General features: G+C 49.0%; 26 protein-coding genes. 12 read left to right on the top strand and 14 right to left on the bottom strand.

Annotation, left to right across the window (positions count from 1 at the left end; translation table 11 throughout):
• Positions 1-56: 56 nt before the first annotated feature.
• The 4 genes from ACI955_RS13250 (at position 57) to ACI955_RS13235 (ending at position 6,331) form a co-directional block, all read left to right on the top strand.
• A complete protein-coding gene (locus ACI955_RS13250; protein ID WP_415244260.1) occupies positions 57-2,729 on the top strand; it encodes an OmpA family protein in 2,673 nt (890 codons plus the stop codon).
• A gap of 60 nt (positions 2,730-2,789) precedes the next feature.
• Positions 2,790-4,466 carry a ShlB/FhaC/HecB family hemolysin secretion/activation protein gene (locus ACI955_RS13245; protein WP_415244219.1) on the top strand — a complete coding sequence of 559 codons (1,677 nt, stop codon included), beginning with the start codon at positions 2,790-2,792 and terminating at the stop codon, positions 4,464-4,466.
• 537 nt (positions 4,467-5,003) lie between these two features.
• Complete coding sequence (locus tag ACI955_RS13240; protein ID WP_415244218.1) at positions 5,004-5,183, top strand: hypothetical protein; 180 nt, start codon at positions 5,004-5,006, stop codon at positions 5,181-5,183.
• 86 nt (positions 5,184-5,269) lie between these two features.
• On the top strand, positions 5,270-6,331 hold the full coding sequence (locus ACI955_RS13235; RefSeq protein ID WP_415244217.1) for a glycerophosphodiester phosphodiesterase: 1,062 nt from the start codon (positions 5,270-5,272) through the stop codon (positions 6,329-6,331).
• Between the two features lie 85 nt (positions 6,332-6,416).
• Here the strand turns inward: ACI955_RS13235 and ACI955_RS13230 are convergent, their stop codons facing one another.
• Positions 6,417-6,773, bottom strand: coding sequence for a hypothetical protein (locus ACI955_RS13230; RefSeq protein WP_415244216.1), 357 nt, complete (start codon positions 6,771-6,773; stop codon positions 6,417-6,419).
• A 15-nt stretch (positions 6,774-6,788) separates the two neighbouring features.
• A complete protein-coding gene (locus tag ACI955_RS13225; protein ID WP_415244215.1) occupies positions 6,789-6,911 on the bottom strand; it encodes a hypothetical protein in 123 nt (40 codons plus the stop codon).
• A 342-nt stretch (positions 6,912-7,253) separates the two neighbouring features.
• Here ACI955_RS13225 and ACI955_RS13220 point away from each other — a divergent pair, with 342 nt between their 5' ends.
• From ACI955_RS13220 to ACI955_RS13200, 5 genes are all read left to right on the top strand, one after another.
• A complete protein-coding gene (locus ACI955_RS13220; RefSeq protein ID WP_415244214.1) occupies positions 7,254-7,736 on the top strand; it encodes a J domain-containing protein in 483 nt (160 codons plus the stop codon).
• Positions 7,737-7,814: 78 nt separating this feature from the next.
• Positions 7,815-8,168, top strand: a complete 354-nt coding sequence (locus tag ACI955_RS13215) for a hypothetical protein (protein WP_415244213.1) — start codon at positions 7,815-7,817, stop codon at positions 8,166-8,168.
• 66 nt (positions 8,169-8,234) lie between these two features.
• Entirely contained in the window at positions 8,235-9,119 is an 885-nt protein-coding gene (gene htpX / locus ACI955_RS13210; RefSeq protein WP_415244212.1) for a protease HtpX, read from the top strand.
• A complete protein-coding gene (locus tag ACI955_RS13205; RefSeq protein WP_415244211.1) occupies positions 9,119-9,766 on the top strand; it encodes a class II aldolase/adducin family protein in 648 nt (215 codons plus the stop codon). Before htpX ends, ACI955_RS13205 begins: the two co-directional genes overlap by 1 nt.
• 223 nt (positions 9,767-9,989) lie before the next feature.
• The gene (locus tag ACI955_RS13200) at positions 9,990-10,787 is read left to right on the top strand and encodes a putative porin (RefSeq protein WP_415244210.1); all 798 of its coding nucleotides are present in this window, start codon (positions 9,990-9,992) and stop codon (positions 10,785-10,787) included.
• Between the two features lie 104 nt (positions 10,788-10,891).
• Here ACI955_RS13200 and hrpB read toward each other — a convergent pair whose 3' ends face one another.
• From hrpB to dapA, 10 genes are all read right to left on the bottom strand, one after another.
• Positions 10,892-13,426 carry an ATP-dependent helicase HrpB gene (hrpB, locus tag ACI955_RS13195; RefSeq protein WP_415244209.1) on the bottom strand — a complete coding sequence of 845 codons (2,535 nt, stop codon included), beginning with the start codon at positions 13,424-13,426 and terminating at the stop codon, positions 10,892-10,894.
• 123 nt (positions 13,427-13,549) lie between these two features.
• The gene (locus ACI955_RS13190) at positions 13,550-14,257 is read right to left on the bottom strand and encodes a 16S rRNA pseudouridine(516) synthase (protein ID WP_415244208.1); all 708 of its coding nucleotides are present in this window, start codon (positions 14,255-14,257) and stop codon (positions 13,550-13,552) included.
• A 167-nt stretch (positions 14,258-14,424) separates the two neighbouring features.
• Positions 14,425-14,643: a hypothetical protein gene (locus tag ACI955_RS13185; protein WP_415244207.1), complete on the bottom strand. Its 219-nt coding sequence runs from the start codon at positions 14,641-14,643 to the stop codon at positions 14,425-14,427.
• On the bottom strand, positions 14,640-14,843 hold the full coding sequence (locus tag ACI955_RS13180) for a CsbD family protein (RefSeq protein ID WP_415244206.1): 204 nt from the start codon (positions 14,841-14,843) through the stop codon (positions 14,640-14,642). The genes ACI955_RS13185 and ACI955_RS13180 overlap by 4 nt, the downstream gene beginning before the upstream one ends.
• A 242-nt stretch (positions 14,844-15,085) precedes the next feature.
• Complete coding sequence (locus tag ACI955_RS13175) at positions 15,086-17,158, bottom strand: TonB-dependent receptor (RefSeq protein ID WP_415244205.1); 2,073 nt, start codon at positions 17,156-17,158, stop codon at positions 15,086-15,088.
• A 194-nt stretch (positions 17,159-17,352) separates the two neighbouring features.
• Positions 17,353-17,643, bottom strand: coding sequence for a hypothetical protein (locus ACI955_RS13170; protein WP_415244204.1), 291 nt, complete (start codon positions 17,641-17,643; stop codon positions 17,353-17,355).
• A 99-nt stretch (positions 17,644-17,742) separates the two neighbouring features.
• Complete coding sequence (gene purC, locus ACI955_RS13165; protein ID WP_415244203.1) at positions 17,743-18,462, bottom strand: phosphoribosylaminoimidazolesuccinocarboxamide synthase; 720 nt, start codon at positions 18,460-18,462, stop codon at positions 17,743-17,745.
• A gap of 25 nt (positions 18,463-18,487) precedes the next feature.
• Positions 18,488-19,246, bottom strand: a complete 759-nt coding sequence (locus ACI955_RS13160) for an MBL fold metallo-hydrolase (RefSeq protein ID WP_368376593.1) — start codon at positions 19,244-19,246, stop codon at positions 18,488-18,490.
• On the bottom strand, positions 19,246-20,283 hold the full coding sequence (bamC, locus tag ACI955_RS13155) for an outer membrane protein assembly factor BamC (RefSeq protein ID WP_415244202.1): 1,038 nt from the start codon (positions 20,281-20,283) through the stop codon (positions 19,246-19,248). The genes ACI955_RS13160 and bamC overlap by 1 nt, the downstream gene beginning before the upstream one ends.
• The gene (gene dapA / locus ACI955_RS13150) at positions 20,284-21,162 is read right to left on the bottom strand and encodes a 4-hydroxy-tetrahydrodipicolinate synthase (RefSeq protein ID WP_415244201.1); all 879 of its coding nucleotides are present in this window, start codon (positions 21,160-21,162) and stop codon (positions 20,284-20,286) included.
• Between the two features lie 180 nt (positions 21,163-21,342).
• On the opposite strand from dapA, the gene ACI955_RS13145 reads away from it, so the two are divergent.
• A complete protein-coding gene (locus ACI955_RS13145) occupies positions 21,343-21,828 on the top strand; it encodes a DUF3806 domain-containing protein (RefSeq protein ID WP_415244200.1) in 486 nt (161 codons plus the stop codon).
• A gap of 61 nt (positions 21,829-21,889) precedes the next feature.
• Here the strand turns inward: ACI955_RS13145 and ACI955_RS13140 are convergent, their stop codons facing one another.
• Complete coding sequence (locus ACI955_RS13140; protein ID WP_415244199.1) at positions 21,890-22,774, bottom strand: AEC family transporter; 885 nt, start codon at positions 22,772-22,774, stop codon at positions 21,890-21,892.
• Between the two features lie 187 nt (positions 22,775-22,961).
• On the opposite strand from ACI955_RS13140, the gene ACI955_RS13135 reads away from it, so the two are divergent.
• Together ACI955_RS13135 and ACI955_RS13130 are read left to right on the top strand one after the other, a co-directional pair.
• Positions 22,962-23,177 (top strand): TIGR02450 family Trp-rich protein, encoded by a 216-nt coding sequence (locus ACI955_RS13135; RefSeq protein ID WP_415244198.1) that lies wholly within the window; start codon positions 22,962-22,964, stop codon positions 23,175-23,177.
• A gap of 683 nt (positions 23,178-23,860) precedes the next feature.
• Positions 23,861-24,244 carry a hypothetical protein gene (locus ACI955_RS13130; protein WP_415244197.1) on the top strand — a complete coding sequence of 128 codons (384 nt, stop codon included), beginning with the start codon at positions 23,861-23,863 and terminating at the stop codon, positions 24,242-24,244.
• Positions 24,245-24,400: 156 nt separating this feature from the next.
• On the opposite strand, the gene ACI955_RS13125 is transcribed toward ACI955_RS13130, so the two are convergent.
• Positions 24,401-25,103: peroxidase family protein (locus ACI955_RS13125; RefSeq protein ID WP_415244196.1), on the bottom strand; the 703-nt coding region annotated here is incomplete at its 5' end.

Raw genomic sequence — 25,103 nt, 5'->3', positions numbered from 1 at the left:
ATTAAAACCGCTAATATGGAAATTAGAATTTTTGACAACTCAGGATGAAAAATGTGATGACTTTACGACCGTCAAGAGGACTTGCGTCCGTAATCATATTCACCACCGCAGCCAGCCTGCCTTTGAGCTCTGCGGTAAATGCCAACAGCCTTACCAAAATTATTGACATCAGTGCCTTGCTTAGCCCTCAAAATGGCCAAAATATTGCAAACAGCAAGTCAATTCTCGCGCCGATCACCAAGCCTCTCGGCGACTCACTAGCACCCTTAATTAATACCGTAGACATTGCGCTAGACCCCCTTACAGATCCCATTGACCAGCTATTAGGCACGCCCTTGCTTGGTGCACTAGCGCCAGTTACAGATCCACTTCTCGGCGCCTTACAGCCAGTAACCGATCCTATTGATGGCATTGTTGCGGACCTAACCGGCGGCAGTGTCAGTGATGCATTGAGCAATATAGACAAATACACCGCTGATGGTGACGGCATCGTCAATGACCTACTCGGTGGTCCACAGGTTCCCGGCAGTGGCACCGAGGCTGGAGAAAAATCCCCCTTGGGTTCGATCAGTGCTAGCTTAGGCGCAAGCTTAGAACCTCTTATCAGCGCGATTGATGTTGGCTTAGACCCACTGACAGATGTGATTGATGACCAGCTTTTAGAACCTATTCTTGACACTTTGGCACCGGTCACTGATCCGCTGCTCGCGGCTCTAGAACCTGTTACCGATCCAGTAGACGGCCTTATTGCTGACCTCACCGGCGGCAGCCTTGAAGATGCCCTCACCAATATCGATGACAACACCGCCGACGGCAATGGCGTGGTAAATGACCTACTTGGTGGCGAATCAGAAAACACCGCTAGCGGCACAGAAGCGGGCGAAGCCTCCATTCTCGCGCCAATTAGCGGCCCACTTGGTAGCTCGCTAGACAACCTTATCACCGCGATAGATAAGGCCCTAGACCCCATCACCGATACGGTCGATGACCAGCTTGGTGAATCGCTACTTGGTGCTTTAACACCTGTCACCGACCCGCTGCTAGCAACCTTAGAGCCGGTCACAGACCCTGTTGACGGACTACTTAACGACCTCACCGGCGGCAGTATCGAAGATGCCCTCAGCAATACTGATGACAATACCGCCGATGGCGACGGCATCGTTAATGACCTATTGGGTGGCACAAGCGCGCCCTCTAGCAACGATGGCAGCGAAGTCTCTCCGCTCGGTGGAATTTCTGCCAGTCTAGGTGAAGGCTTAGTGACGATTATCGACTCCGTTGACACTGGTCTAGATCCATTAACAGATGTTATCGATGATGAGATTCTCCAGCCTGTATTAGAACAGCTTGCACCATTAACTGAGCCACTTCTCGAGCAGCTTGAGCCTATTACTAACCCTATTGACGGTCTTATCGGCGACCTTACCGGTGGCAGCTTAGAAGATGCCTTGACCAATAACGACGACAATACCGCCGATGGCAATGGTCTGGTTAATGATTTGCTTGGCGGTGGCGAAGAGAGCACGGTCAGCGGTACAGAAGCTGGCGAAAGTTCTGCACTGCAACCCATTACCGGACCACTGGGCGACTCTATCAACAACTTAGTCACTGCGCTTGATACTACCCTTGATCCTATTACTGATGTCGTCGACGACCAGATTGGTGAGGTACTTTTGGATGCCCTCGCGCCTGTTTTAGACCCAGTATTAGATGGCGCAGCTCCCATCACCGACCCTGTTGATGGTATTCTTGCCGACGTTACCGGCGGTAGTTTAGAAGATGCATTAACAAATAACGATGACAACACCGCAGACGGCAATGGCATTGTGAACGACCTGCTAGACGGCAGCGCTGGCAATACCGGCGAGACATCACCGGTAGCGCTAGTCACTACCCTAGTCGGTGATGCTGTAGCTCCATTAATCGATTCCTTAGATCAAGGCTTAGATCCGCTCACTGACGTTGTTGACAGTGAAATTGGCGATGTCTTATTGGGCGTGCTAGCACCACTCACCGAGCCCGTTTTAGCACTAGTAGAGCCTATTACTGACCCGCTTGACGGCGCTGTTGCCGACCTAACCGGTGGCAGTTTAGAAGATTCGTTGACCAATAACGACGACAATACTGCAGACGGTAATGGTCTTGTTAATGATTTATTGGGTGGCGGAAATAACAACGGCAATGGCGGACAAGGCAACGGCCCACTTGATCAACCAGCACTTATCGCGCTGCTAGATCGCGACCTAATGAGCAATAATCCCTATGGTCCGAGTAGCTGCGCAGATCAAGACGCCGACGGTGTGTGTGACGAGCAAGACGAATGTCCGGAAACCCCGATAGGTAAAGCCGTGCTAGCCAGCGGCTGCCACCTGAGCGAATCTGCTCCACTGCGTTTAAACGGTGTCTTCTTTGAATTTAATAGCGCAACATTGACTAGAAATGCAAAGACAATTTTAGACGCAGCGATACCTGTTATTCAGCAATCTGATGCGAAGAAAATCGAAGTCGCCGGTCATGCTGACGGCAAAGGTAGCGACAGCTACAATCTGAATTTATCGCAAAACCGCGCGCAATCAGTGAAGCGTTACATAGCAGACCAAGGCGTAGATAGCCTTCGTCTAAGTGCACAAGGTTACGGTCGGAGCACGCCTATCGCAAGCAACGATACTGACGCCGGCCGCGCGGAAAACCGCCGAGTTGAACTAGCTATTATTGACACCGAACAATAATCACCTTAACCGCCCGCCTTTTCGCGGGTTAACGGAACCTTACTATTTAGGGAGAGCACCATGGCAATAGATTTGCCCCCCGTAATGCCACCACAACTAGCCACAAGCGAACAAATCAGCGCCTATAGCGCGGTCTTTGCGGCTGAGATATCTGCCACAATAAATGGCACCAATGTTCGTGTATTGGGCAACCGCTACCTTGCCGAAGCCGATGTTAAAAGCATTCTCAGTAGCGCTAGAACTCCTGCAGAAGGCATTATTAATCTCACCAAACGCTATTACCAAAGCGGTCATTTACTGGTCAGAATACGCTACGCCCGAGAAGGCGATGATGTTGTGGTATTTGTAGAGCAACTTACATTGGCAGAAGTCCGGGTTGACGCTGACATGCAACCCTATTTCGAGGGCCTAGTTGGCGATAGCGATCTGAGCATTGCTGAATTTGATCGCGCACGCATACTCGCAGATCTCAAAGCCGAACGCGGCGGCTACGAATACAGCATGTCTTATCAAGAAACGGGCGCCAACGCGGTCGCCTTAATCATGACCAAAGCAGATACAGAAGACTACGACAGTACCGACTATATTCTTGAAGCCAATAACAAGGGCAGTCGATTTTTGGGTCGCTACTTCGGCTTAGCCGGGGTAAAACATCGCTTCGAAGACGGCACCGAGTTGTCGCTTGCCTACCAGACGGCATTTACCGATTTGGGTGAATCCCGTGACGGCGAAAACCTAGACCAATTCAGTGTCAGCCTTGATCATCCTTTTGTGAACGGTCTTTACGGCATTGACTTATCTTATGTTGATTACAGCAGAGACCCTACGGTAACGACTCGCGCTCAAAGCGGCTTGTGCTTATTGGGCATCCTTGACTGCCAAATCACTACCTCTGTCACCACTGAAAATTTGGATGCGGAAATTCTGCAAGTGGCCTTTCGTGGCGAACAGATACTGTTCAGCGACGTAGAATCACGCGTTTCTCTGACCCAAAGACTTTCACATATTGACTCGAAAATTGAGCAAGCAGGCAGCAGCAGTAAGTTGCTTGAGGAAACCTATCAAGTTGTCGACATCGGTCTAAAATATCAAAAGGCACGCTATAAGACCGAAGAACTATCTGCCGCACAGTTAAATGTGGGCATTAACTTTCTCGCCGGCTTCGGCGATGGCGGCACCCTCGATAACTACGCAGAGTATCAGGCCACGTTTGCGGCAAAAAATCCCGGTGTTAGCGCACCGGACGTCGCACCCGCAGCCCGCACCGCCGAATTTATTGCGCTGCAGCCCAGTGCCCGCTACCTAATGCGCATTAGCGACAGCACCCTTCTGACAATCTCTGCGAAAGGCCAATTTACCGAAGAACAAGTCCCCCAGCAGCAGCAGTTTATTTTAGGTGGTATGAATACCCTGAGCGCCTACTTACCGGGTGTATTAATCGGTGATGAAGGCTATTTCTTGAGCGCGAGCTTAGAAAAAGCTTTCACCTGGAACGACCTTAAAATTTCACCTGCGGTATTCACCGAATATGGCGCCAGCTGGTTTAACAAAACCGATAGTGAATTTGGCGATATACAAAGTATTGCCGACGCCGGTGTACGCTTACGCATTGAGTTCTCCGACTATCTATTCACTGAATTAGTTGCTGCGCTGCCAGTCTATGATGACGTCGCTAACAGCGAAGAACTAAATGGCTTGGAAGCTGACTTCTTCTGGCGTATTCGCTTTACTTTCTAAAACTGCTCTAAGATGCTCGGCCTAAGTCCCCCTTAGTGCCGAGCACTCAGCCCTAAAGGGTTTAAAGTTGTTTTTCCCCTCTTTACTAACTGGCCTGAACTTTGCTAGCCTAAGGATGTCTTATCATTTAATCTGAATCGCGCAAAACGTGATTTCGGGTATTTAGTAGGCAGATTTAAGCAATTGATAAAAACAGTTTTTGGGCTAGGTATTTCCCCGCAAAACCCCACGTACACAGGCTGTAACCGCATTCAAGTGGCAACGCCCGCGTTTTAAATCAGTTGCTCAAGACACTATGGATTTCTCCTCGTCACCAAAACTGGTAGCTAGGAAAAACCGTATACCTGTGACCTCGGCGACTAAGAATAAGTTAGTTGCACCAACGAAGGTCAATAAATCAGCGTATTTTTAATTAAAAAATAGTCTTGTCATAAGGCTGTCACCGACAACAGAGATAGTAGTCAGCGGTAAAGAGAATACCGAAGCAAGACAGATATGATGATGGAAGAAGGCGCAGAGAGCGCGAAGGAGAAAAAAGTGAACAAACAAACTAATGTGAACGTAAAAAATCTATGTAGTCGTAAATTGTGGGAACTACTGAAAAACGCCGAATGGCAAAGCAACACCGAACGTTTTGCGATTGAAAGCGAGCTATCAGATCGTCGCCATTACGTAAAAGAACTAGAGCAACTCAGCGGCCGAGAAACCATGCATTAAGCACGACAATATACGACTATATTAGATGGCGGCGTGGTTGGTTCTTAACATTCCATGAAGGAAACAACAAAATTAAAAGATTTCTATTGGTACCCACTCTCTCGCTACTCCTTACCGCTTGTGGTGGCAGCGGCCCGTCTGGTGAGAAAGATCAGCCTGTTGATCCGGCAAGTCCGCCACCGCCAGACTACGGTTTTCAAGTAGCCGATCCACAAATTTCTATCGCACACCGCGGCGCGTCGGCCTATGCACCTGAGCACACGTTCTTCGCCTACGACCTAGCGATGGAAATGGACGTGGACATGCTTGAGTGCGACGCGCTGCTAACCGAGGATGAAGTGGTGGTGTGTATTCACGACACCACCGTGGACCGCACTTCAAACGAAAGTGGTGAGGTTAACAGCTTCACTTTGGCCGAACTGCGCGAACAAGATTTTGGTACTTGGTTTGGCGATGAACAATACAACGGCGCCAAAATTGTTCCCTTTGAAGAACAGCTAGATTGCTACCTGCGCCATAACCCGCGTATGCGCTTTCACGTGGAAACAAAGGATTCTGCTGGGGGCTTGGCAGAGCAAATTATTGCCGACATGCTTACCCGCAAAGGATTGATCAATACTGGCGACGAGCGCACTTCAACAGTACTAATGCAAAGCTTTGACAAAGACAGCCTGCAAAATATCAAAGCCTTTGCACCCACATTGCCAACCGCATTCCTCTACGCTGTGCCCACCGATGCCGACGTAGCCCAATGGCACATCACAGGCCAAGGCCCAGACTATATTGACGCCTTCGCGCCCAATAGCGCAGCCATCACTTCAGACGCAACATTAGTCACCCGCTACCACGCAGCGGGGCACGACGTTCATACTTGGACAGTCAACACTCGCGAGCAAATGGATCAGCTACTAAACCTTGGGGTTGACGGGATTTTCACCAACAACCCAGACCTACTTCGTGAAGCAATCGATGATCTAGGCAGCGGAACCACCAAAGCCTATCGCAACAACCCAACCGACTTCGAACGTGGTTGTCCAGGCGTTGCAGGCCGTGTCACCTCTAACCAAGGACCTGGAGACGTTTGGCAAAACTTGGACGGCCAACTGGGTGTGACAATGGCCACACCAGCGGCCGACTTTACTCAGTAAGCCCAGCACCTCAAAAGCCGAAGAGCATTCTGTGACCTCAGCCACCCATGTTCTTCGGCTTTTAATCGCCAAATACAGAACCCTATTACACCTTACTCCATAGCCACTCAGCGACAACTACGGCAGTGAGTTTGCTAGGGATGTGAACGGCAAACACCCTTAGAACAACGCGAAAAATATGCAGCAATGGATTGATGACGCGCGTAACAAAGGTAGTCGAATTCGATTTTGGGAAACTCCAGACGAGTGGTAAGAAGCACGTATCAATTTCATCGTTGGTATCCCCTTCTGCCCCTATCAACAATGTACTGCAGATATTGATTTTAAAAAAACCGTAGTGCAGCAAACTGACAATACTAATAGGCGCGGTCTCACCCAGAGCAAGCACTCCCGCCATCGAATACGACGCCGCTACATGCAGCAACGCAACAATAGCTAGCAATCAGTGTATCTGAATTTACAAACTCTGTTGAAACTCTGCCTGTAAACGGTAGTGCTCGGCGAGGCGCAAATACATTTTGGCGAGATTCCCCACCGCCAGACCTAACTGCAAGAACTGTAGTTCCCAGTCGAGAAACACACCGCCCTCTCGCAACTCCTCTCACATGACCCGCTGGCCATCGGCAAACTGCGCCGCCACACTATTGAGCTGAGCGCGCTGCGCAGCCTGCTGGCCTTTACTTAGTAGGGCAACAACCTGATCCCAATTATTCTCACCAGACTCGCTAGCCTAATAAAGTGATTGAAACAACCCGAAACGTTGCGCAGGAGAAAATCGGGAAACCATGTAATAATCCGTTATAAGCTTCAGAGCGTAATCATCACAACAGTAAGTATGTGATGCACGAGACTTTATACTTTATCACAGCTAAAAACTCCGATGACGGGCATAATAGCAAGCACGTCTAACCTAGGGACCAACATGATTATTCGTTTATTTTTCGCCGCAGCTGCTTTGTACGCACTCTATCGCTTTGTGAAGCTTGTTCAAAGCAAGCCTGCCAAAGAGCGGCGGGGCTATTACATGACGCTGTTGATTGGCCTTGGCGCTTCCGCCCTGGTGTTATTGTCAGTAACCGGACGTGTTCCCTGGATCGCGGGGATTATAGGTGGCGCACTGCCCTTTGTGCGGCAGCTAGCGCTTAAATACGCCTATGGTCGTATAGGCGCTAACAAGCAGCAAGACCGAACCGATAAGGGTCAATCAAGCGCATCGGCAAGCACAATGAACAAAGCTCAGGCCTTATCAACACTGGGCTTGGAGCCGGGAGCGAGTAAAGAAGAAATCATTAGCGCTCACCGCAAACTCATGCAGAAATTCCATCCTGACCGCGGCGGGAATGACCTTCTCGCCAGTCAGATCAATGATGCTAAAGATGTGCTGCTGAACGACCAAAAAGCCTGACCTAGGGCTTGGCATTTAAGCACCCAAGCAAAAACCTAGCTCTCATATTTAAATGTTTAAAGACGATTCAAGGCCGCAATGACTACAGTATTTGTTATTCAGAACCAGCACGGACATTATCTCAACAAGCAACTTGAATGGGTTGATGGTCACGACAAACGCACATTATATCGAACGGTTCACCGCGATGAGGCAATCAACGTGGTATTCGAGCAAAGCAGTAAAAATATTGAGCTGCGAGCTCATCCACTTGAATGTCAAACCGATGAAAGCGCGCAGCCCAAAGTGGAAGCCTGCCCAACGATTATCAGCCAGCAAGACGATTTTCTAGGCGAAGAGCATCAAATTAGCCAGACCGAGACAGAAGACGCGCAGGTAGATACCGGTAGCGATATCTCTGTTGAGATGAGCAGGGAAAATATTAGCATTTAGCTTGAAACTGATCGCCGCAAACACCGTCTAACAAGCAGTATTAACTTACCGGAACCTTAAACTACTATGCGTATTCTGCTGTTCTTGGCCACTAATATGGCCATTCTATTGGTTGCCAGTATTTCCCTTAGTTTGCTCGGCGTTAACAGCATCATGGCCCAAAATGGTATTGATTTGGACCTAGGCTCACTGCTGATTTTCTGCGCCGTATTCGGTATGGCTGGCTCGCTGGTGTCGCTGTTTATCTCCAAGTGGATGGCTAAGCGCGCTACCCGCACCCAGGTTATTACCGAGCCCAGTAATAGTAATGAGCGCTGGCTGATGACAACCGTGGCCGAACTGGCTGAAAAGGCCGGTATTGGTATGCCGGAAGTCGGTATTTTCCCCTCGCCACAGGCCAATGCCTTCGCAACCGGATGGAATCGAAATTCCGCCTTGGTGGCGGTGTCAGACGGGCTGCTCCAACAAATGAAGCCAAACGAGGTGCGCGCGGTATTGGCCCACGAAATTGGTCATGTTGCCAATGGCGACATGATTACCCTGACATTAATTCAAGGCGTGGTGAACACCTTTGTGATGTTCTTTGCACGCATCATCGGTCACACCGTCGACCGCGTAGTATTTAAAACCGAGCGCGGCCACGGCATTGGCTTTTATATCGTTACTTTTATTACCGAAATGGTCTTAGGTATTCTGGCGTCGACAATAGTGATGCGATTCTCTCGCTGGCGCGAATTCCGGGCCGACGCCGCTGGCGCCAGTCTAGCCGGTCGCGATAATATGATTGCAGCGCTGCAGCGCCTACAAGCACAGCAAGACCTGCCGATAGATATGCCCGGAGAATTAACAGCCCTGGCCATTAGTAGCCAGAAGAAATCGAATTTAGCAGCGCTGTTCAGTTCACACCCACCGCTAGAAGCGCGAATTCAAGCTCTGCGGGACGCCAGCTAATGGCATGGAGTAAACAGCGTGCACAGCTCATTGCCACTTTACATGGCATGAACAATGCGCAGCTTAGCCCCGGCGCCAGTGGCAATGCCTCTGCGAGAACCGCCGATGGCGGTATGTTGATATCTGCCACCGGCCAAATCGCATCTAACGTTCGCCCTGCAGACTTGGTGCACATCGATTCAGCCGGGCGTATTACTGATAAACAGGCCAAGCCATCTAGTGAGTGGCGAATGCACTGGCAAATTTATCAGGATCACCCCGACGCTGGCGGGGTACTACATTGCCACTCTCGCTACGCCACGGTTCTGGCCTGCCAGCGCCAGAACATACCGGCGTTTCACTATATGGTTGCGATAGCCGGCGGAGACTCAATTCCCTGTGCGCCCTATGCGCTTTACGGCAGCGAAGAATTATCGCTACTTGTTAGCCAAACGCTGATCGGGCAAAAGGCCTGCCTAATGGCAAACCACGGCCAAATTGCATACGGAAGTAATCCCCTGAAAGCACTGGATCTGGCAAAGGAAGTTGAAGAGCTCGCTGCAAATTACTACTTAAGTCTTCAAAATGGTGGTCCAGCGACGCTATTAAGTAAGCAAGAGATGGCCGATGTGCTCTCTCAGTACGCGGATTACGGCTGCCAAAAATAAACAATTAGAGCCGCACTATTTTGCGGCAATATTACCAGAAATCACCTACTCCCCAGTTGAAATATCCTGTGTTACGCTCTCTCTCGACTGCACCAAAAAAAAGCATTAATTTTATTTTGGTGCAGCCAACATACAGGTCGATATAAAAATATCACACAAAAGTAATAACCGTGTCACAGGCCAAGCTTATTGTTGTGAAAAATTCTTACGGGGAGTTACCAAAATGAAAAAACTTTTATTGGCAAGTGCCATCGCCTTAGCTGCAGCAGGCCAAGCCTACGCAGATTACCAATTTGAAGTCGGCGGCGTTTACACAGACGGGGAAATCGCCAACACTAATTTTGACGGTCTTGGCGTTGCAGGCGAATTCCACTTCGATAAAGTCGATACCAGCAAAGGGCCACTGGCTGAAGCTAGCTTTCTCGACAAATCTTCATTTGTAAATTTCGCCTTTCTGAGCTTGGAGCCAGATTTACCAAACGCCAACGATATTGACGTCACTAATGTTGGCGGCCGTTTTGTTACAGCGACAAACATTATCATTGAAGCTGACTTTAGCACCCTAGATGCCGGCAATAACGACACCGACACTATTCGCGTCGGTGTAGGTACTTACCTCAATGACAATAGCGATGTTGTTGTAAGTTACAGTAGTGAAGAAGATGACAACAATAACGATGTTGACTATCTGAATGTCGATTTCCACGGCGTAAACCCGCTGAATCAAGGCGCCTCTATCGCCTATGACGTCAACCTCGGCTACATCGACACTGATACCGACAGCGGCTACCAAATCGCCGTCGGCGGCACTTACTACTTCAACGCTATGTTTGGCCTGGGTCTAAATGCTGGAATCGCAGATGTCGGTGACACCTCATCTGATGAAGTGAGCGTTGAAGCCAGCTTCTTTCCAACAGAACAGGTCTCTCTCTTTGTCATGATCTCGGATGGCAGCCAAGAAACCAATAATGTCGACATCGACTCTGACGCCATTCTTATTGGTGGTTCGCTGCGCTTCTAAGCAAACCAAGACTCTAGGAGTTAAAAACTCGATCCTTGGACTAAAAAACAAAAGCCCCGCAGCGCCAGCTGTCGGGGCTTTTTTTATGTGCGCAAGCGCTCTTTTTACTTAGAGGGTGGTTTTGGTTTTAGACGCGCAGTAGCCACTGCCGTGGTGGGGTCATCGGGCCAGGGATGCTTGGGATAGCGCCCTTTCATTTCCTTTTTAACATCTTGATAACTGCCTCGCCAAAAGCCGGCGAGATCTTGCGTTACCTGCAAAGGTCTACGCGCTGGTGACAGCAAATGGACGGTCAAAGGCTGCCGGCCATTCGCGATTCGCGGGGTGTCATGGCAGCCGAACATTTCCTGCAGCTTAACGGCTAGCACTGGAGGCGACTGGCAATAATCTATTTTCTTAGCTGACCCTGAGGGCACGCTAAAGGAGTCTGGAGCAAGTGTTTTCAGGGCCTGTTGTTGCGGCCAATCGAGTAGGGTCGCCAAGATGCTCGCCAGATCTAAACGCTTAATGTCTTGTAGTGAATTCACGCCCATTAAATATGGCGACAGCCACTCATCTAACTGTGCGAGTAAACCCTCGTCGCTCACATCCGGCCAATGACCCGGCGCGCAATTTAAGCTTTTCACCAAGCTAACCCGTGCTCGCCACTGCAATACCGCTTGCGACCATTCTAGGACCTCTAAACCCCGCCGCCGTATAAAGTCCAGTAAGGCGGCGCGTTTTTCTTCATCAGCTACCATAGTGAGGACCTCAGTCTGCAAGACAATTGCCCCCAAAGTACGGCGGCGCTCAGCAATAAAGCGCCCCTTGGCCTCACTCCACTCGGCGTGAAATTTGGTCTCTACCATTGGCGCCAACACATCTTCAAAATGTGATGCGGGCAGCGCCGCCGCCAAGTAAATAGTATCACTGCGATTTCCCGCTTTTCCGCCTAAGGAGGCGGTGACAAGATACTCGGACGCGTTCAAGCCATCTGACTCTTGCAACATTGCAGCACGACCATTGCTCAAAACGTAATCGCTGCCCCGCTCGCGACGTTGCTTCGCAACGCGATCTGGATAGGCAAAGGCCAGCAACAAGCCGGCATCCACGCCAACCGCAGGGATCTTGGCCTCACTAACCGCACTCCGCGCCAATATCCGCAAGAATTGTTGCTGCTGCTTTTTCAGTCTAGCGATCAGACCGCCAGACTTGCGGTCTGCTGGCAAACTGCCATGCAATAGGGCCAATCTCAGTTGAATATCGGCATCGCCCTTAGGGCCAACATCACGATCACTCAATAGAGCCGCTAACTCACACGCGAGATTGGCATGACCCAGTTCACGACCTTTTAACAACATATGTCCTAAACGCGGGTGTACTGGCAAACTCGCCATCGCCTCGCCGTGAGACGTCATAGCAACCGAGTCACTTTTTTGCACCAGGGCGCCCAACTTCAAGAGTAGATCTACCGCTTGCTGAAAAGCAGCCGCTGGCGGCACGTCCATCCAGCACAATTCTGCGGTGTCACTAATCCCCCAGCGCTGCAATTGTAAACACAGACTCGCTAAATCGGCCTGCGTAATTTCGGGCTCGCTAAAGGCAAGCAATTCATTATTCTGCGATTCACTCCAAAGCCGATAACACACCCCTTCGCTCAATCGTCCGGCTCGCCCCGCGCGCTGCTCCGCAGAGGCCCGAGAAAGGCGCCGCGTGTCCAGGCGACTCATTCCGGTTCGCGGATCAAATGTTGGCACCCGCGACAAACCGCAATCAATCACCACAGTAATGCCATCTATGGTTAAGCTGCTTTCAGCAATACTTGTGGCCAATACCACTTTGCGGACACCGTCAGCCGCTGGCGCGATAGCGCGGCGCTGATCGGCAAGACTTAAATCACCATACAGTGGGGTAAGTAGCACCGACTCAGAAGCGCAGGCATCAGCGAGTCGACTTACGCAGCGCCGTATTTCAGCTTGTCCCGGCAGAAACACCAGAATACTACCGCTGTTTTCATCCAGTGCCTGGGTAACCGTGTGGCACACTCTATCAATCAAATCTTGGTTTGGGCGATACGCCGAGCCATATCGCAAGGCTACCGGAAACTGGCGACCGAGGCTTCGCAGTATTGGTGCCGCGCCAAGCAACTCAGAAACGCGGTTACCGTCTAAGGTCGCCGACATAAGTAATAACTTCAGCGGCGTATCCCGCAGATCACCGAATAATTTCCTGCTTTCAAGCGTTAACGCTAAGCCCAGGTCAGCGTCTAAACTGCGCTCGTGAAACTCATCAAAAATTAAAAGACCGATACCCTCAAGTGATGGGTCGTCCTGCAACATGCGAGTAAGCACGCCTTCGGTGACGACCTCAATGCGGGTGGCCTGACTCACCACGGTTTCCATGCGCATGCGATAACCGACAGTATGCCCCACCCGCTCACCCAACATATCAGCCATCCGCATTGCGGCTGATTTAGCTGCAATTCTGCGGGGTTCCAACATCACAATGCGTTGCTCACGTAGCCATGGCTCATCTAATAATGCCAGTGGCACACCGGTCGTTTTACCCGCGCCAGGCGGCGCTTCTAAAACAAGTTCATGACCCGCAGCTAAGGCCAGGCGAATATCAGGAATCACAGATTGAATGGGTAACTCAGCCATAATTGGCGCACGCTCCAAAGTAGCGGGTGGCGATTATTTTAGCGGGGAAGTATAAAGCATGAAGAAGATGTATCGGGTGATCTTGATAAACTCAGACCCAGCGCTAACTCCCAGCACTAATCACTAGCTTAAACTCAACACTTCATCTGGTGTTAAAGCCCGCCACTGGCCAGGCGCCAAACTGAGATCCATGCTCAGGGGGCCAATCGCATCGCGATGTAACGCCAATACCTCATTCTGGAAGCGGCCAAACATCCGCTTAACTTGGTGGTAGCGCCCCTCTACCAAGTGAAGTTTTGCAATATAGTCAGAACATATTTCTAGAGTAACCGGACGAGTAGTGATGTTCTCGTATTCAAAGTACATCCCCGCGGCAAACGCTTCAATATAGGATTGATCCAATGACTGGGACAATGTAGCGGTATACACTTTGGCTACATTTCGCTCAGGCAAACTTAATTGACGCGACCATTGACCATCATTAGTCAGTAGCAGCAGCCCCGTGGTGTTAAAATCTAAACGACCGGAAATATGGAGCCCTGCGCGATCTTCAGGGGACAGTAAATCTAATACCGTCTTATTTTTAGTGTCCTTGGTGGCACTGACCACACCGGCAGGTTTATTCATCATCAGATAACGCGGCAAATCGCTCTGCAGCACTTCGCCATCTACGCTAATATGCGAAAACTGACCAACGCACTGGCTAATATCGGTGGCGAATAATCCATCGACCTTGACTCTTTTTTGAGCCAGAAGCAGGCGAACATCGGCCCGCTTTATTTTCAAACCAACACTAAGAAACCGATCGAGACGAGCAGAATAAGATCGCACTAAGTCACTCACGTAATAAAAACAATGACCTGATTGTATAACCTAGCCGCGTATTTACCCATTAAAAAGCCGGCTAAGATGGAATCACTAATAACTAGTGACGCCTCAGCCGGCGTTCGCGAGTCTAAAGGCAGCGCCTGAGGCGCCCTAGGAAATCCAATATAGACTTAACTCTGGTCGTCTATTTCATCTTTTACTTCTTCAACACCTTCTTTATAGGCATCACTGACACTTTCGAAGCCTTGGTCAATTCTTTCGCCAGCCGTTTCAGCGGCTCCCTTGTCCTCGCAAGCACTCAGGGCAAATATGGTGGTTGATAGCAGAAAGAACGCGACAAGTATTTTACTACTCTGGGTGGATTGCATACTTAAAAATAACTTTCTCATTTATCAAACCTCTCTATGATTTCATTCAGTTTTCTGGCGACGACTTCTTTAGACTCGCCATATTTCTGCTGAATTTTTGCTGAAATCTCGTCGAGATTGCCTTTTGCCTGCAATACCTCATCATCAGTAAGGTCGCCCCACTGCTGTTTTACTTTAGCAGTTAACTCATCCAACCGTCCTTTCATCTTATCTTTGTTCATTATTCATTACTCCCTTAGATTCACGATAGACGCGCTTCACCATTTAAGACCAAAATGCCTTATTTCCCTATTCGTGGGATTTGACAAGACAAGTATCACTCTTGTTCCAGATCAAATGAAATAGTCGACTTATTTATACAAGGTCTAATTCCATTGATTTAATGATCTCTGCAAACCAAAAAAAATCCGCCAGGAACAGGTCCGGGCGGATTCTTCGTCACCAAAAAAATACTTAGATTTTTTTAAAACCGAACACGTAAAGCCAACTCAATATTACGCCCCGCCTCCGGCGCGTAATCTCGAATAAAAGACGCACTGCTGCGTATTTCTTCATCGGCTAAATTATGACCATTCAGCATCACTGTATAGTCATTGCCAGCCAATTCAAAGTCCCTAGAAATACTCGCATCCACCCGATCATAGGCGGCGGTGGGCGCTTCGTTTAAGCCTGGTTTATTCTGCGCGTGAGCATGCACGTAGCTAACATCTGCCTGCCAAGCCTGCCAAGCCCATGCAACACTAATACCATCGTGTGCCGGTGGCAGACGTGGCACATTCTGACCATCATCAAACTCTGCGTTGACTCGATCACCAAATAATTTAAGCAAATACTGCTGCTCAGCGTTTGCTGCTGACAAACTATAGCTAAGCTCATACTCCAAGCCCTCGAATATCGCGTCCTGCTGGCGGTATTGCAGAATATCAGTATCGTCGCTTAGCAAACCGGTGTTATCGAGATAGATAAAGTCAGAAAATTGATTATGGAATAGCGTCAATTTACCGCTGAAGTCGCCAATATCTCCTCGCAAACTTAGATCGACATTGCGCGACTTCTCTGTTGTTAAACGTTCGTCTCCCACCTCAATAGCGCCAGTGGCGCCATGCACAACATAGCTGTCTACCGTATTTCCGATATTCGCGTATCGCTCCTCAGCATTTGGCGCTCGCTGAGATTCTGACAATGCCAAAGACAGCGTCCACTCCTCGCTAATATCGTATAAACCCGCTAATGAAGCGCCAAAGTTGGTTTCGTTATGGTTGTCCGCGACGCCTTGTGAAAGTTCGAGTCGATCAATATCTGCACGCAAGCCTGCTTCTATGGACCACTTATCAGCATGGTAGTCCTCAAGCCAAAATAGACCTAAGCTTTGCGTGGTATTTTCAGGTACAAACGACTCCTCCCCTAATGCTGAGAAATCAGCATTTAACCACTGCAAGCCCCACACACCGTGCCAAGCCCCCAGTGGACTATGGGAAAGTTCCAAACGCCCAGCCCAAGCCTCTTTATTAAATGTGGTGCCAACCTCACCTGTGGGCTCCAATTCCTGGTGCTGATAATCACTGTAACTTAGGCGCCAACGCAGAAGGTTGATCGGCCCGTCAAAATGGCGATCACCGGCCATATCCCAGCGGGTTTGATCAATAACAAGATTTACACCTTCCTCGCCATTCTCCTCAAGTTCATGGTCATCTTCTTCGTGGTCTTCTTCGTGATCTTCTTCGTGGTCTTCATCATGGTGATGTACGCCAGATGGAATACCATATTGGTTACTCAGTTCGGAGTAACTCAAACCCCAATAGCCTTCGTCGAAGTGATAACTCGTACCCAGAGTCAAGCGTCGGGTTCTGCCGTCGGCATTGCCGATAAATCCGTCGGTACTCTCATCTACGTCATCAACATTACGTGGGTTAGTCGCCAAACCTGGAATATCTGGGTCTGACCAATCTCGATATAAAGCATCAAGATGAACTACCCAAGTGCCGTCGCCAGCGTCAATACGAAACACACCGCTACGGCCATCATCGACGCTGGTACTGCGCAGCTCTGCGACCCCATTAACACCATTTACGGGCTTAACAGGAATGCGGCCATCAATCACATTTATCACTCCTCCGATGGCGCCGCCCCCATAGAGCAGTGTCGAAGGTCCGCGCAGTATTTCGATGCTATCTGCCAGTATGGGCTCTACCGACACCGCGTGATCCGCACTATTGGTAGACACATCTAGGGCCGGCAAGCCATTTTGTAAGACCTGCACTCGCGGCCCCTGCTGGCCTCGAATGACTGGCTGCCCGACCGCTGGACCAAAACTAGCAACGCTTAAACCCGGGGAGTTGTTCAAGGTTTCGCCGATGGTCCTCGCAGCTTGGCGTACAAGCTCATCGCCATCTAACACGGTAACCGGCAAGGCGGTTTGTGCTTCTTTCTTATGCATTGGCATGGTTACTAATATATGTTCAATGCGATCATTTTCGACAGCAAAAACCGGCGCGGCCACAAGCAACGCCAGTGGCGGTAATAAATATTTTTTCATTAGAAAACTTTCCCGTGTATCACATCATCTCAATCGGCGGCGCAATACGCTGCTGAGTCATTTTGTTGATTAGGAAATTACGAAAATCGAAAGCTATGAAATATAACCGCGCTATATCCGATTAAACCTAGGCACACAGCGAACGACAAAAAAACGTCACGAAGAGCCTTGAGCGATTCGAAATTTCCAAATAATTAAACGAGGATGTTTACAGGTGGGGCGCGAACTGGAGGACGTAATGTGAGCAGCGGCAAAACCAGTGCAACTGCGGCAACATTGCTAACCGCGACAACGATGCGGATAATCTCCGCACTTGTCGCCGTAGCCGGCAACGCCGCCGCGTTATAATGACAGACCACACAAGCGTCTAGCGCCGCGTGTTCAGCAACATGGACATGGCTACCCGTTAACCACACAGCCCAACTTAGGCAGAGCAATAATACTGCCAGCAGCGATAAGCGATGTTTGTGGGCCAATCTAGTCATTTAGTATTAGGTCTTTTGAGAAAAATCATTCAGCCGTTAAATGATCCGATAAGATAGTGAACTTATATTACAATCATATTAATGCCAAGCATTTTCGGGTCACGCGTCAAAGTCTATACCCAAGCGACGGCCAACAATCTCATAGGATTCAACAACGTTACCCAGACCCTGACGGAAGCGGTCTTTATCCAGCTTTTCTCGGGTATCAGCATCCCATAGGCGGCAACCATCAGGTGAAAACTCATCGCCAAGATATATCTCTCCGTCGTTGAACACCCCGAACTCTAGCTTGTAATCAACCAGCAGCATACCGGCATCAGCAAACATGTTTTTTAGAACATCATTCACTTTGAAGGTAAGCTCTTTCATGCGATCTAACTGCGCATCATTCGCCCATCCGAAAGAACGAATGTGATACTCGTTAATCATTGGATCGTGCAGAGCGTCATTTTTAAGAAACATTTCGAAGGTCGGCGGATTTAGTTCCTTACCTTCCTCTACGCCCAAGCGTTTCACAATAGAGCCAGCGGCAATATTACGAACGACACACTCGATAGGCAGCATATCCAACTTTTTAACTAGGGCGTCGTTATCAGACAATAACGCTTCAAAATGGGTCGGCACGCCAGCGACTTGCAATGCCTGCATAATGAAGGCATTGAACTTATTATTCACCATGCCCTTGCGATCCAGTTGCTCTACCCGCAAACCGTCAAAAGCCGAGGTATCGTTTCTGAAATTGAGGATATACCGGTCAGGGTCATCAGTTTTGTAGACTGATTTTGCCTTGCCGGAATACAACTCTTCGCGTTTTTCCATGGTTTGCCTCATTAGCACAAGAAGATCACGCTATTTCAAGCCAGCCAAAACCAGCTTCTTGATCAGCAGACAGCAGCGCGTCACTGTTTGCTAACATCGGCTCTATTGCCGCCCTCGCCAAAGCGGGGGTATTGTTCTTTTCACTCAAATGGGCCATCACCACATGCTGTAAATGACCCACTTCTGCTTCGGCCAGCAAACTCGCCGCCTGCTGGTTATTCAAATGTCCCCAGTCACCGCCTACCCGCTGTTTCAGGGAGTAAGGATAGGGGCCATTGGCCAACATCGTCACATCGTGATTGCATTCTAAGAGCAAGGCATCACAGCGGCGATAGTGCTCACGAACGAAGGGCGTAATACTACCTAAATCCGTCAGCAGCCCAAATGTTTTTTTTTGGTATCTAAACACAAACTGGCAGGGTTCACGTGCATCGTGCGGCACCGCGACTGGGGTGACGGTGATTCCACCAATATCCAGCTCCTGTCCGAGCTCTAGATTCTGCCAATGATGCGATAGTCGCAGCTGGCCATATTCGCCAGTGCCATAACTGCAATACACCGGCAGCTTGTACTTTCGAGCCAGTGGCAGCACGCCTTTAATGTGATCACTATGTTCGTGGGTCACCAAAATAGCCGCCAAGTCAGTCGGCGCGCGACCCAATCTAGCCATGCGCCGCTCGGTTTCTTTGATGGTAAATCCGCAATCAATCAGTACACAGCTCTGATCAGTTTCAAGCAGGGTAGCGTTACCTTTACTGCCACTACCCAGGGATGCAAAGCGCACTAATACAAATACCCCATAATGCGGCTCAGTAATTTTTCACGCTCGTCTTCGCCAAGCCGGCGGCCTTTTTGATAGTTCAGGTATATACGCGCCTCTTCAGGCCCTACTTCCTTCATTTCAACCACGTAGCGACTTAAGTCATCGCGGGGTGTACCAAAGGTCCGCGCAAACCAGCCCGGCTGCTCCGCTTCGGGATCAGTATAGATGAGCGAATATTTATTCACTTCGCGGCGATCGTCTTCAATTTCAAAGCCCGCTTTCACTAACGCCAGACCAAGGGCAGCCCATGCGCGATCAAGCGGAAGCTGCAAACGCAAATGACGACTTTCTAAACCGCCATCACCGCCTTCAATGAATATTTTACCCTTACTATCGGAGCGCTGGGCGAGAATAGACACCGCACCGGCGGTATCTTGATCAGCAAGATATTGTGCAACAATCCGAACCATTTGCGATTCACGTTTGAAGTCATCAGATTTTTTTGGCCACTGGTCGTTGCCATTGATTTGCACAAGAACGTGAATTTCACTAGTGCCCTTATGAACACCTTCTTCCAGACGGAAGCGGAAACGTTCACGGCTAGCGCCATCGCCAACTGGATCGCGCCACTGAGTGTCAATAATCGCAGTTTTGCCATCGGCCTTGGCGATCTCTAGGCCCGCACGGTCAAGAAATATCCGCATCCGCGGCCACACCTGATTTGGATCGCCGTCTAACAAAATCCAGCTCTGGTTATCCAAGGTTTGAATTTTAACCTCGGCGGTACCAACATTTTTCGCCAAGGGCTCAGGTCGCTGTATCTCAAACTTACCCGGGAGGGGCTTATGAGTTTGTATCCCCGGCACCACATACTGGTCATCGAGGGTTTCTGAACTCACCCCCGGTGGCAATTCCAGCGGCGCGGATAATTTTGCCTGACGATAATCTTGCCCGCGGTCGCGAAACATACCATCGCCACCAAAACAGCCCGACAAAACTGCCAGTCCTAGACTCACTATAGTTAATCGAAAACCGGTACTGCGCATAAAAGTGCTCATTTAGTCTAGTAATCCCACTTGCGTTAGGGCTTCCCTAACGCCTGGTTGTGCCGCTTCACTCAATACAGTCAAGGGCAAACGAATGCCGTCTTCCATCAAGCCCATGATCAACAAAGCCCATTTTACCGGAATCGGATTGGCTTCTACGAATAAACGATCATGAAGTATACGCAATGGCGCATCAGCCGCTACTGCGGCCTCTTTATCGCCAGACATTGCCGCCACACAGACGGCCTTCATCGCTGCTGGTGCTATATTAGCAGTCACTGAGATATTACCTTTACCACCTAGCAACATCAGCTCTGCTGCAGTCGCGTCGTCACCAGACAACACATCTAACTTGTCGCCAACCGCATCAATTAATTCTTTACCCCGGGCCAGGTCACCGGTGGCATCCTTGATCGCAATAATATTCTTGTGCTCTGCCAAACGAATAGTCGTCGAATTCAGCATATCGCAGGCCGTGCGCCCAGGCACATTATATAAAATTTGTGGGATATCAACCGCATCAGCAATCGCCATGTAATGACGATACAAGCCCTCTTGGGTCGGCTTGTTATAGTATGGCGTCACCAGCAAGCAGGCATCTACACCGACTTCACAGGCCACCTTAGTTAGCTCGATCGCCTCAACAGTCGAGTTAGCGCCAGTGCCGGCGATTACTTTAATACGGCCGGCAACCTGATCAACACAGGCCTTGATGACCATTTTATGTTCATCCATTGCCAAAGTCGCTGACTCGCCAGTGGTGCCCACTGCCACGATCCCGTCGGTTCCCTGTTCTATATGCCATTCAATCAGACGCGACAACGCTTGCCAGTCAATACTGCCATCGCTGTGCATCGGGGTTACCAAGGCAACTACACTACCCGAAATCATGCCGCTATCTCCAAAATTGGTGCAAGCCGCCAATGGTACTGGCCAGTGCCACGCAGCTCAAGGGACAAATCAATGTAAAACGGTTAGGCTTAGCCACTTTCGCGAAACGAATTCACTAAAGCGCAGTCGAAAACCTTATATAAAGCCGAGTTTTGCAGCGTTCAGACAGGAGAAAACCTTATGCGTTTCCTAACTATCGCACTACTGGTCATTTTGGCGCCGATGAGTATAGCCGATCCGTGGCGCACAAACCCCATGACCAAAATCGATGAGCAATACATGGAGGATAGCCGCAGTGATCTCAACGACCTTAGCCGTATAGAACTGGGTCGGAGTTTTGGTGAAAGCCGTGATAACGACCTCCGCCTCATCCAAACCTTATTAGACCGTGACATCATCACCAGCGATCAAACCCGCCGACTCCAAGCAATGGGCATTATCATCGGCGACCATCTGCGCAAAGAAAACAACCTCAAATGGGTAATTTATGTCGATAGACTAGGCCGCAGCAGAGCGCTCGAAGTACCGTTCCAAGACGAGGCTATTTTCCCCGTTACCCAAATATCGAGTCGCGCCGCAGTCGGTGCAGACATTGACGTGAAAGCGATATACCAAAAACTGGAAGAAGAAATTAAACGCGCCAAAAAGAAAATCATCGTACGCTAAAAATCTTGCAAAAGGTGGGCGGCGGCCAAAGCTGGCCCACCCAAGCAGGCGGTTAAGCAAATTAAACACCTAAAATATACAATAAGATCGGAATACTAATAAAACTGATTAGGGTTGAACTAACCACCATCCCCGCCACTACATCGGGTTCCCGCTTATATTGCATTGCCAAGAGGTAGTTGAATACCGCTGCAGGAGTAGCAGACTGCAATAGCACGACTTTGCGCTCCAAGCCCTCAAGTTGTAAAAAATGCACGGCGGCAAAACCCCCAGCGAGACCCACCAGCAATCTCAATACTCCCAGACCCACCGACTTTCCCGCCGCATGCAGCTTGAGTGAACTCAATGACACGCCCAAAGTAATCAGCATTAGCGGGATGGAAAGCCCGCCCAGCAAACTGAGGGTATTTTGCAGCGAAGGCGGCAAACTCCAGTGATTAAAAATAAGCAGACACGCGAGAATACCCGCATAAATAATCGGTGAAGTGAGCACACCTTTAACCATCGCCTTACCACTGAGCACCGCAGCGCCAAAGGAAAAGTGCGCAATGGTGGTTGTCAAAAATATCCCTAAACCAATTGCTAGACCTTCTTGACCAAAGGCAAAAAGACAAAGCGGCAAGCCCATATTACCAAAATTACCAAATACCAATGGCACCAGAAAATTACGCATTTCTATGCGTAATAACAGACAGGCAAACGCGGCAAATATTGCGGTAAATCCCAGCATACAGACACTAGCAAGTAGCACATGCTGAAGTAAGTCCGCAGAGATAACGGTTTTGCCTAGGGTTCCAACTATGAGTGCAGGCGCGCCCACCCACAGCACAATACGGCGCACAAACTCATGATCAAACGGTTGGCGAAACCGCACCCAAAATACGCCAATGGCCGCGCACAAAATGACCGGTAAAATAATAGGGAATAGCGGGGAAATCAGCGACATTTAGGCTCCTACATCGCAGTCACTTCCACAGGCTGCGAGGCGACATTATCATGGTATCTTAGAACATTTCCAAGCTGGTCAGCGATAGGATATAAATCACACCATCATCCGGAATGCCGAGCAACCCGTACAAAAATTACTTTCACCATATTTGCGTCGCCACCGTGGAGCACAGTAGTTAATTATAATGAGCACCTTAAATCCGAAAAAACTCCTCAATAGTAAATGGACTGCTGTTAAACCAGAGCGCAAAGAAAAGCATTTTATTATCATCGAGACCGAGTACGACGAAGATGGCGCTATGGTTCGCTGCCTAATGCAAGCGGTCATGACCAAGCGAGAGTTTGAAATTGAGTGGCACGATCTGAAAAATATCGAACAATGGCGAGCTGGCTGGCTCTAGCGCCCTAGCCAGCGCTCTACCTAATATTGATCTGGCCCAGACATTGTATTACGGCGACCATCAACAAAAACAATAGAAGCGGCTATCAATCTGCAAATCTGCTTTAAGCCATTATACCCAGTGGGACTTTATTGGTTTGGTTGCCAAATACGGCATTCCCTACCATAAGAAAGCCCTAGACAAGTTGTTCTGTGACCACAGTGCCTAAGACATTTTAAAGATGTTGTTATCCGAGTGCGATAAATCAGGCGTAACAGTAACGAATCAATGCGAAATACTCTCCATCAAAAAAAAGATTCAGGGTATATTCTTGATACCGCAAAGGGCGAGTATCAATGCGGATTCCTCGTCAAAGCAACTGGCGGCTTATCTATGCCAAAACTCGGGTCGAGCCCGTTTAGACACAAAGTAGCATAGCAGTTTGGCTTAATAGCCCAAGCACGCCGAAAAATTTTGGTCAAAAGAGTTACGGTATTCTTAAATATGAATTTAAAGATAGTTTAAATGTCTCCTTGGCGTCTACGTCAGCCGAACAGGTGACAACCCGTACATTGTAATAACCGATAGACTCCAATCTTGCAAACAAAGAGACTGAACTAGCTTTGTTTGACCAAAGCATACTCGTAGCCTCACAAGCCTTAGGTACACTTGAAATCCAGCAATAGTGATCGGCACTCGCTACGGTGCCAAAAGCAAGATTGCAAGATGGTATAGAAAAGTTGCTGGAGCAATACCATGCGCAAGTGCTTGTGACGCCTTCACGTGTGGTGGTGCCTAGAATCGACCCCATCAATGGCGATGCTTGGCCCAACGACTGGTCCGGATATGGTTCGCATGCCGCTAGAGCTGGTTATCCACATGGCACTGTGCCTATGGGCCTTATTCATGGCATCTCAAGTGGCTTGTCTTTTATAGGTGGTAAAAATACTGACGCACAGATACTTTCCTGTGCCTATGGATATGAACAAAATTCTTTACGTTTGTCAGCACCACGGTATCTCAAAAATGCAGAAGCTATTGAGTCTGTTGCAAAAACCATGGATAGAATGAGCGATTCTCACCAATAACAAACCTTTTTACTTTACCCATTAAATAAATCGCAATAAATCAATTGGTGCATCAATTGTAATATTTTCATCAGCAGCAATTAATAGCTATCTAAACATGTTTTACTGCCCGCGATACTTGTTTGTCACAGTATCGCGAACAGTAAAGCAAGCATATTATGAACGATACATTTCATTTTTAAGTTCAAAACGGTCAAGCATCATTACTTTGTGCCACGCTTTTACAAACGCTTCTACAAACCTTACATGCCCTGTTGAGGAACCATACACCTCACAAATGGCTCTAAGCTGAAGGTTTGAACCAAAGACAAGATCACAACGAGTAGCTGACCACTTGGTTTCGCCGCTTGCCGTATCTGTTCCTGTAAAAATTTCCTTGTCGTCGTCAACGGGTGCCCACTTTGTATTGATATCAAGTAGATTGACAAAGAAATCATTACTTAACACGCCTGGCTGGTGTGTAAATACGCCGTGTTTTGACCCATCAAAGTTGGTGTCAAGAACGCGAAGGCCACCCACAAGTGCAGTCATCTCGGGAGCTGATAAATCAAGAAGGTGTGCTCGGTCGATCAACATCCGTTCTGTTTCTACCGCGTAATTTCCCTTTACAAAGTTTCTAAAACCGTCTGCATAGGGTTCAAGAAAAGATATATTATGTTCATCGGTTTGCTCTGCAAGAGCGTCCATTCTCCCTGCTACGAAAGGCACAACGACGTCAACACCAGCCTGAGCAGCTGCCTTTTCAATAGCAGCGCAGCCAGCTAAAACAATTAAATCAGCCATTGAAATTAGCTTATTGTCACTTGCACTGTTATTGAATGCTTGTTGAATATCTTCAAGTGAATTCAATACACTTTTG

The sequence above is a fragment of the Zhongshania sp. genome (assembly GCF_047636175.1).
Taxonomy (GTDB): domain Bacteria; phylum Pseudomonadota; class Gammaproteobacteria; order Pseudomonadales; family Spongiibacteraceae; genus Spongiibacter.
The sequence above is the reverse complement of the archived record's forward strand: the minus strand, read 5'-3'. Positions and strand labels throughout refer to the sequence as shown.

Bases quoted from the DNA above. Each gene is read 5' to 3' on its own strand.
- ACI955_RS13200 (WP_415244210.1), top strand. From the start codon at position 9,990: ATGAAAAAACTTTTATTGGCAAGTGCCATCGCCTTAGCTGCAGCAGGC.
- bamC (WP_415244202.1), bottom strand. From the start codon at position 20,283: ATGAGCACTTTTATGCGCAGTACCGGTTTTCGATTAACTATAGTGAGT.
- purC (WP_415244203.1), bottom strand. From the start codon at position 18,462: ATGGAAAAACGCGAAGAGTTGTATTCCGGCAAGGCAAAATCAGTCTAC.
- ACI955_RS13180 (WP_415244206.1), bottom strand. From the start codon at position 14,843: ATGAACAAAGATAAGATGAAAGGACGGTTGGATGAGTTAACTGCTAAA.
- ACI955_RS13250 (WP_415244260.1), top strand. From the start codon at position 57: ATGACTTTACGACCGTCAAGAGGACTTGCGTCCGTAATCATATTCACC.
- ACI955_RS13215 (WP_415244213.1), top strand. From the start codon at position 7,815: ATGACTACAGTATTTGTTATTCAGAACCAGCACGGACATTATCTCAAC.
- ACI955_RS13140 (WP_415244199.1), bottom strand. From the start codon at position 22,774: ATGTCGCTGATTTCCCCGCTATTCCCTATTATTTTACCGGTCATTTTG.
- ACI955_RS13145 (WP_415244200.1), top strand. From the start codon at position 21,343: ATGCGTTTCCTAACTATCGCACTACTGGTCATTTTGGCGCCGATGAGT.
- htpX (WP_415244212.1), top strand. From the start codon at position 8,235: ATGCGTATTCTGCTGTTCTTGGCCACTAATATGGCCATTCTATTGGTT.
- ACI955_RS13175 (WP_415244205.1), bottom strand. From the start codon at position 17,158: ATGAAAAAATATTTATTACCGCCACTGGCGTTGCTTGTGGCCGCGCCG.
- hrpB (WP_415244209.1), bottom strand. From the start codon at position 13,426: ATGGCTGAGTTACCCATTCAATCTGTGATTCCTGATATTCGCCTGGCC.
- ACI955_RS13170 (WP_415244204.1), bottom strand. From the start codon at position 17,643: ATGACTAGATTGGCCCACAAACATCGCTTATCGCTGCTGGCAGTATTA.
- ACI955_RS13135 (WP_415244198.1), top strand. From the start codon at position 22,962: ATGAGCACCTTAAATCCGAAAAAACTCCTCAATAGTAAATGGACTGCT.
- ACI955_RS13245 (WP_415244219.1), top strand. From the start codon at position 2,790: ATGGCAATAGATTTGCCCCCCGTAATGCCACCACAACTAGCCACAAGC.
- ACI955_RS13205 (WP_415244211.1), top strand. From the start codon at position 9,119: ATGGCATGGAGTAAACAGCGTGCACAGCTCATTGCCACTTTACATGGC.
- ACI955_RS13220 (WP_415244214.1), top strand. From the start codon at position 7,254: ATGATTATTCGTTTATTTTTCGCCGCAGCTGCTTTGTACGCACTCTAT.
- dapA (WP_415244201.1), bottom strand. From the start codon at position 21,162: ATGATTTCGGGTAGTGTAGTTGCCTTGGTAACCCCGATGCACAGCGAT.
- ACI955_RS13185 (WP_415244207.1), bottom strand. From the start codon at position 14,643: ATGAGAAAGTTATTTTTAAGTATGCAATCCACCCAGAGTAGTAAAATA.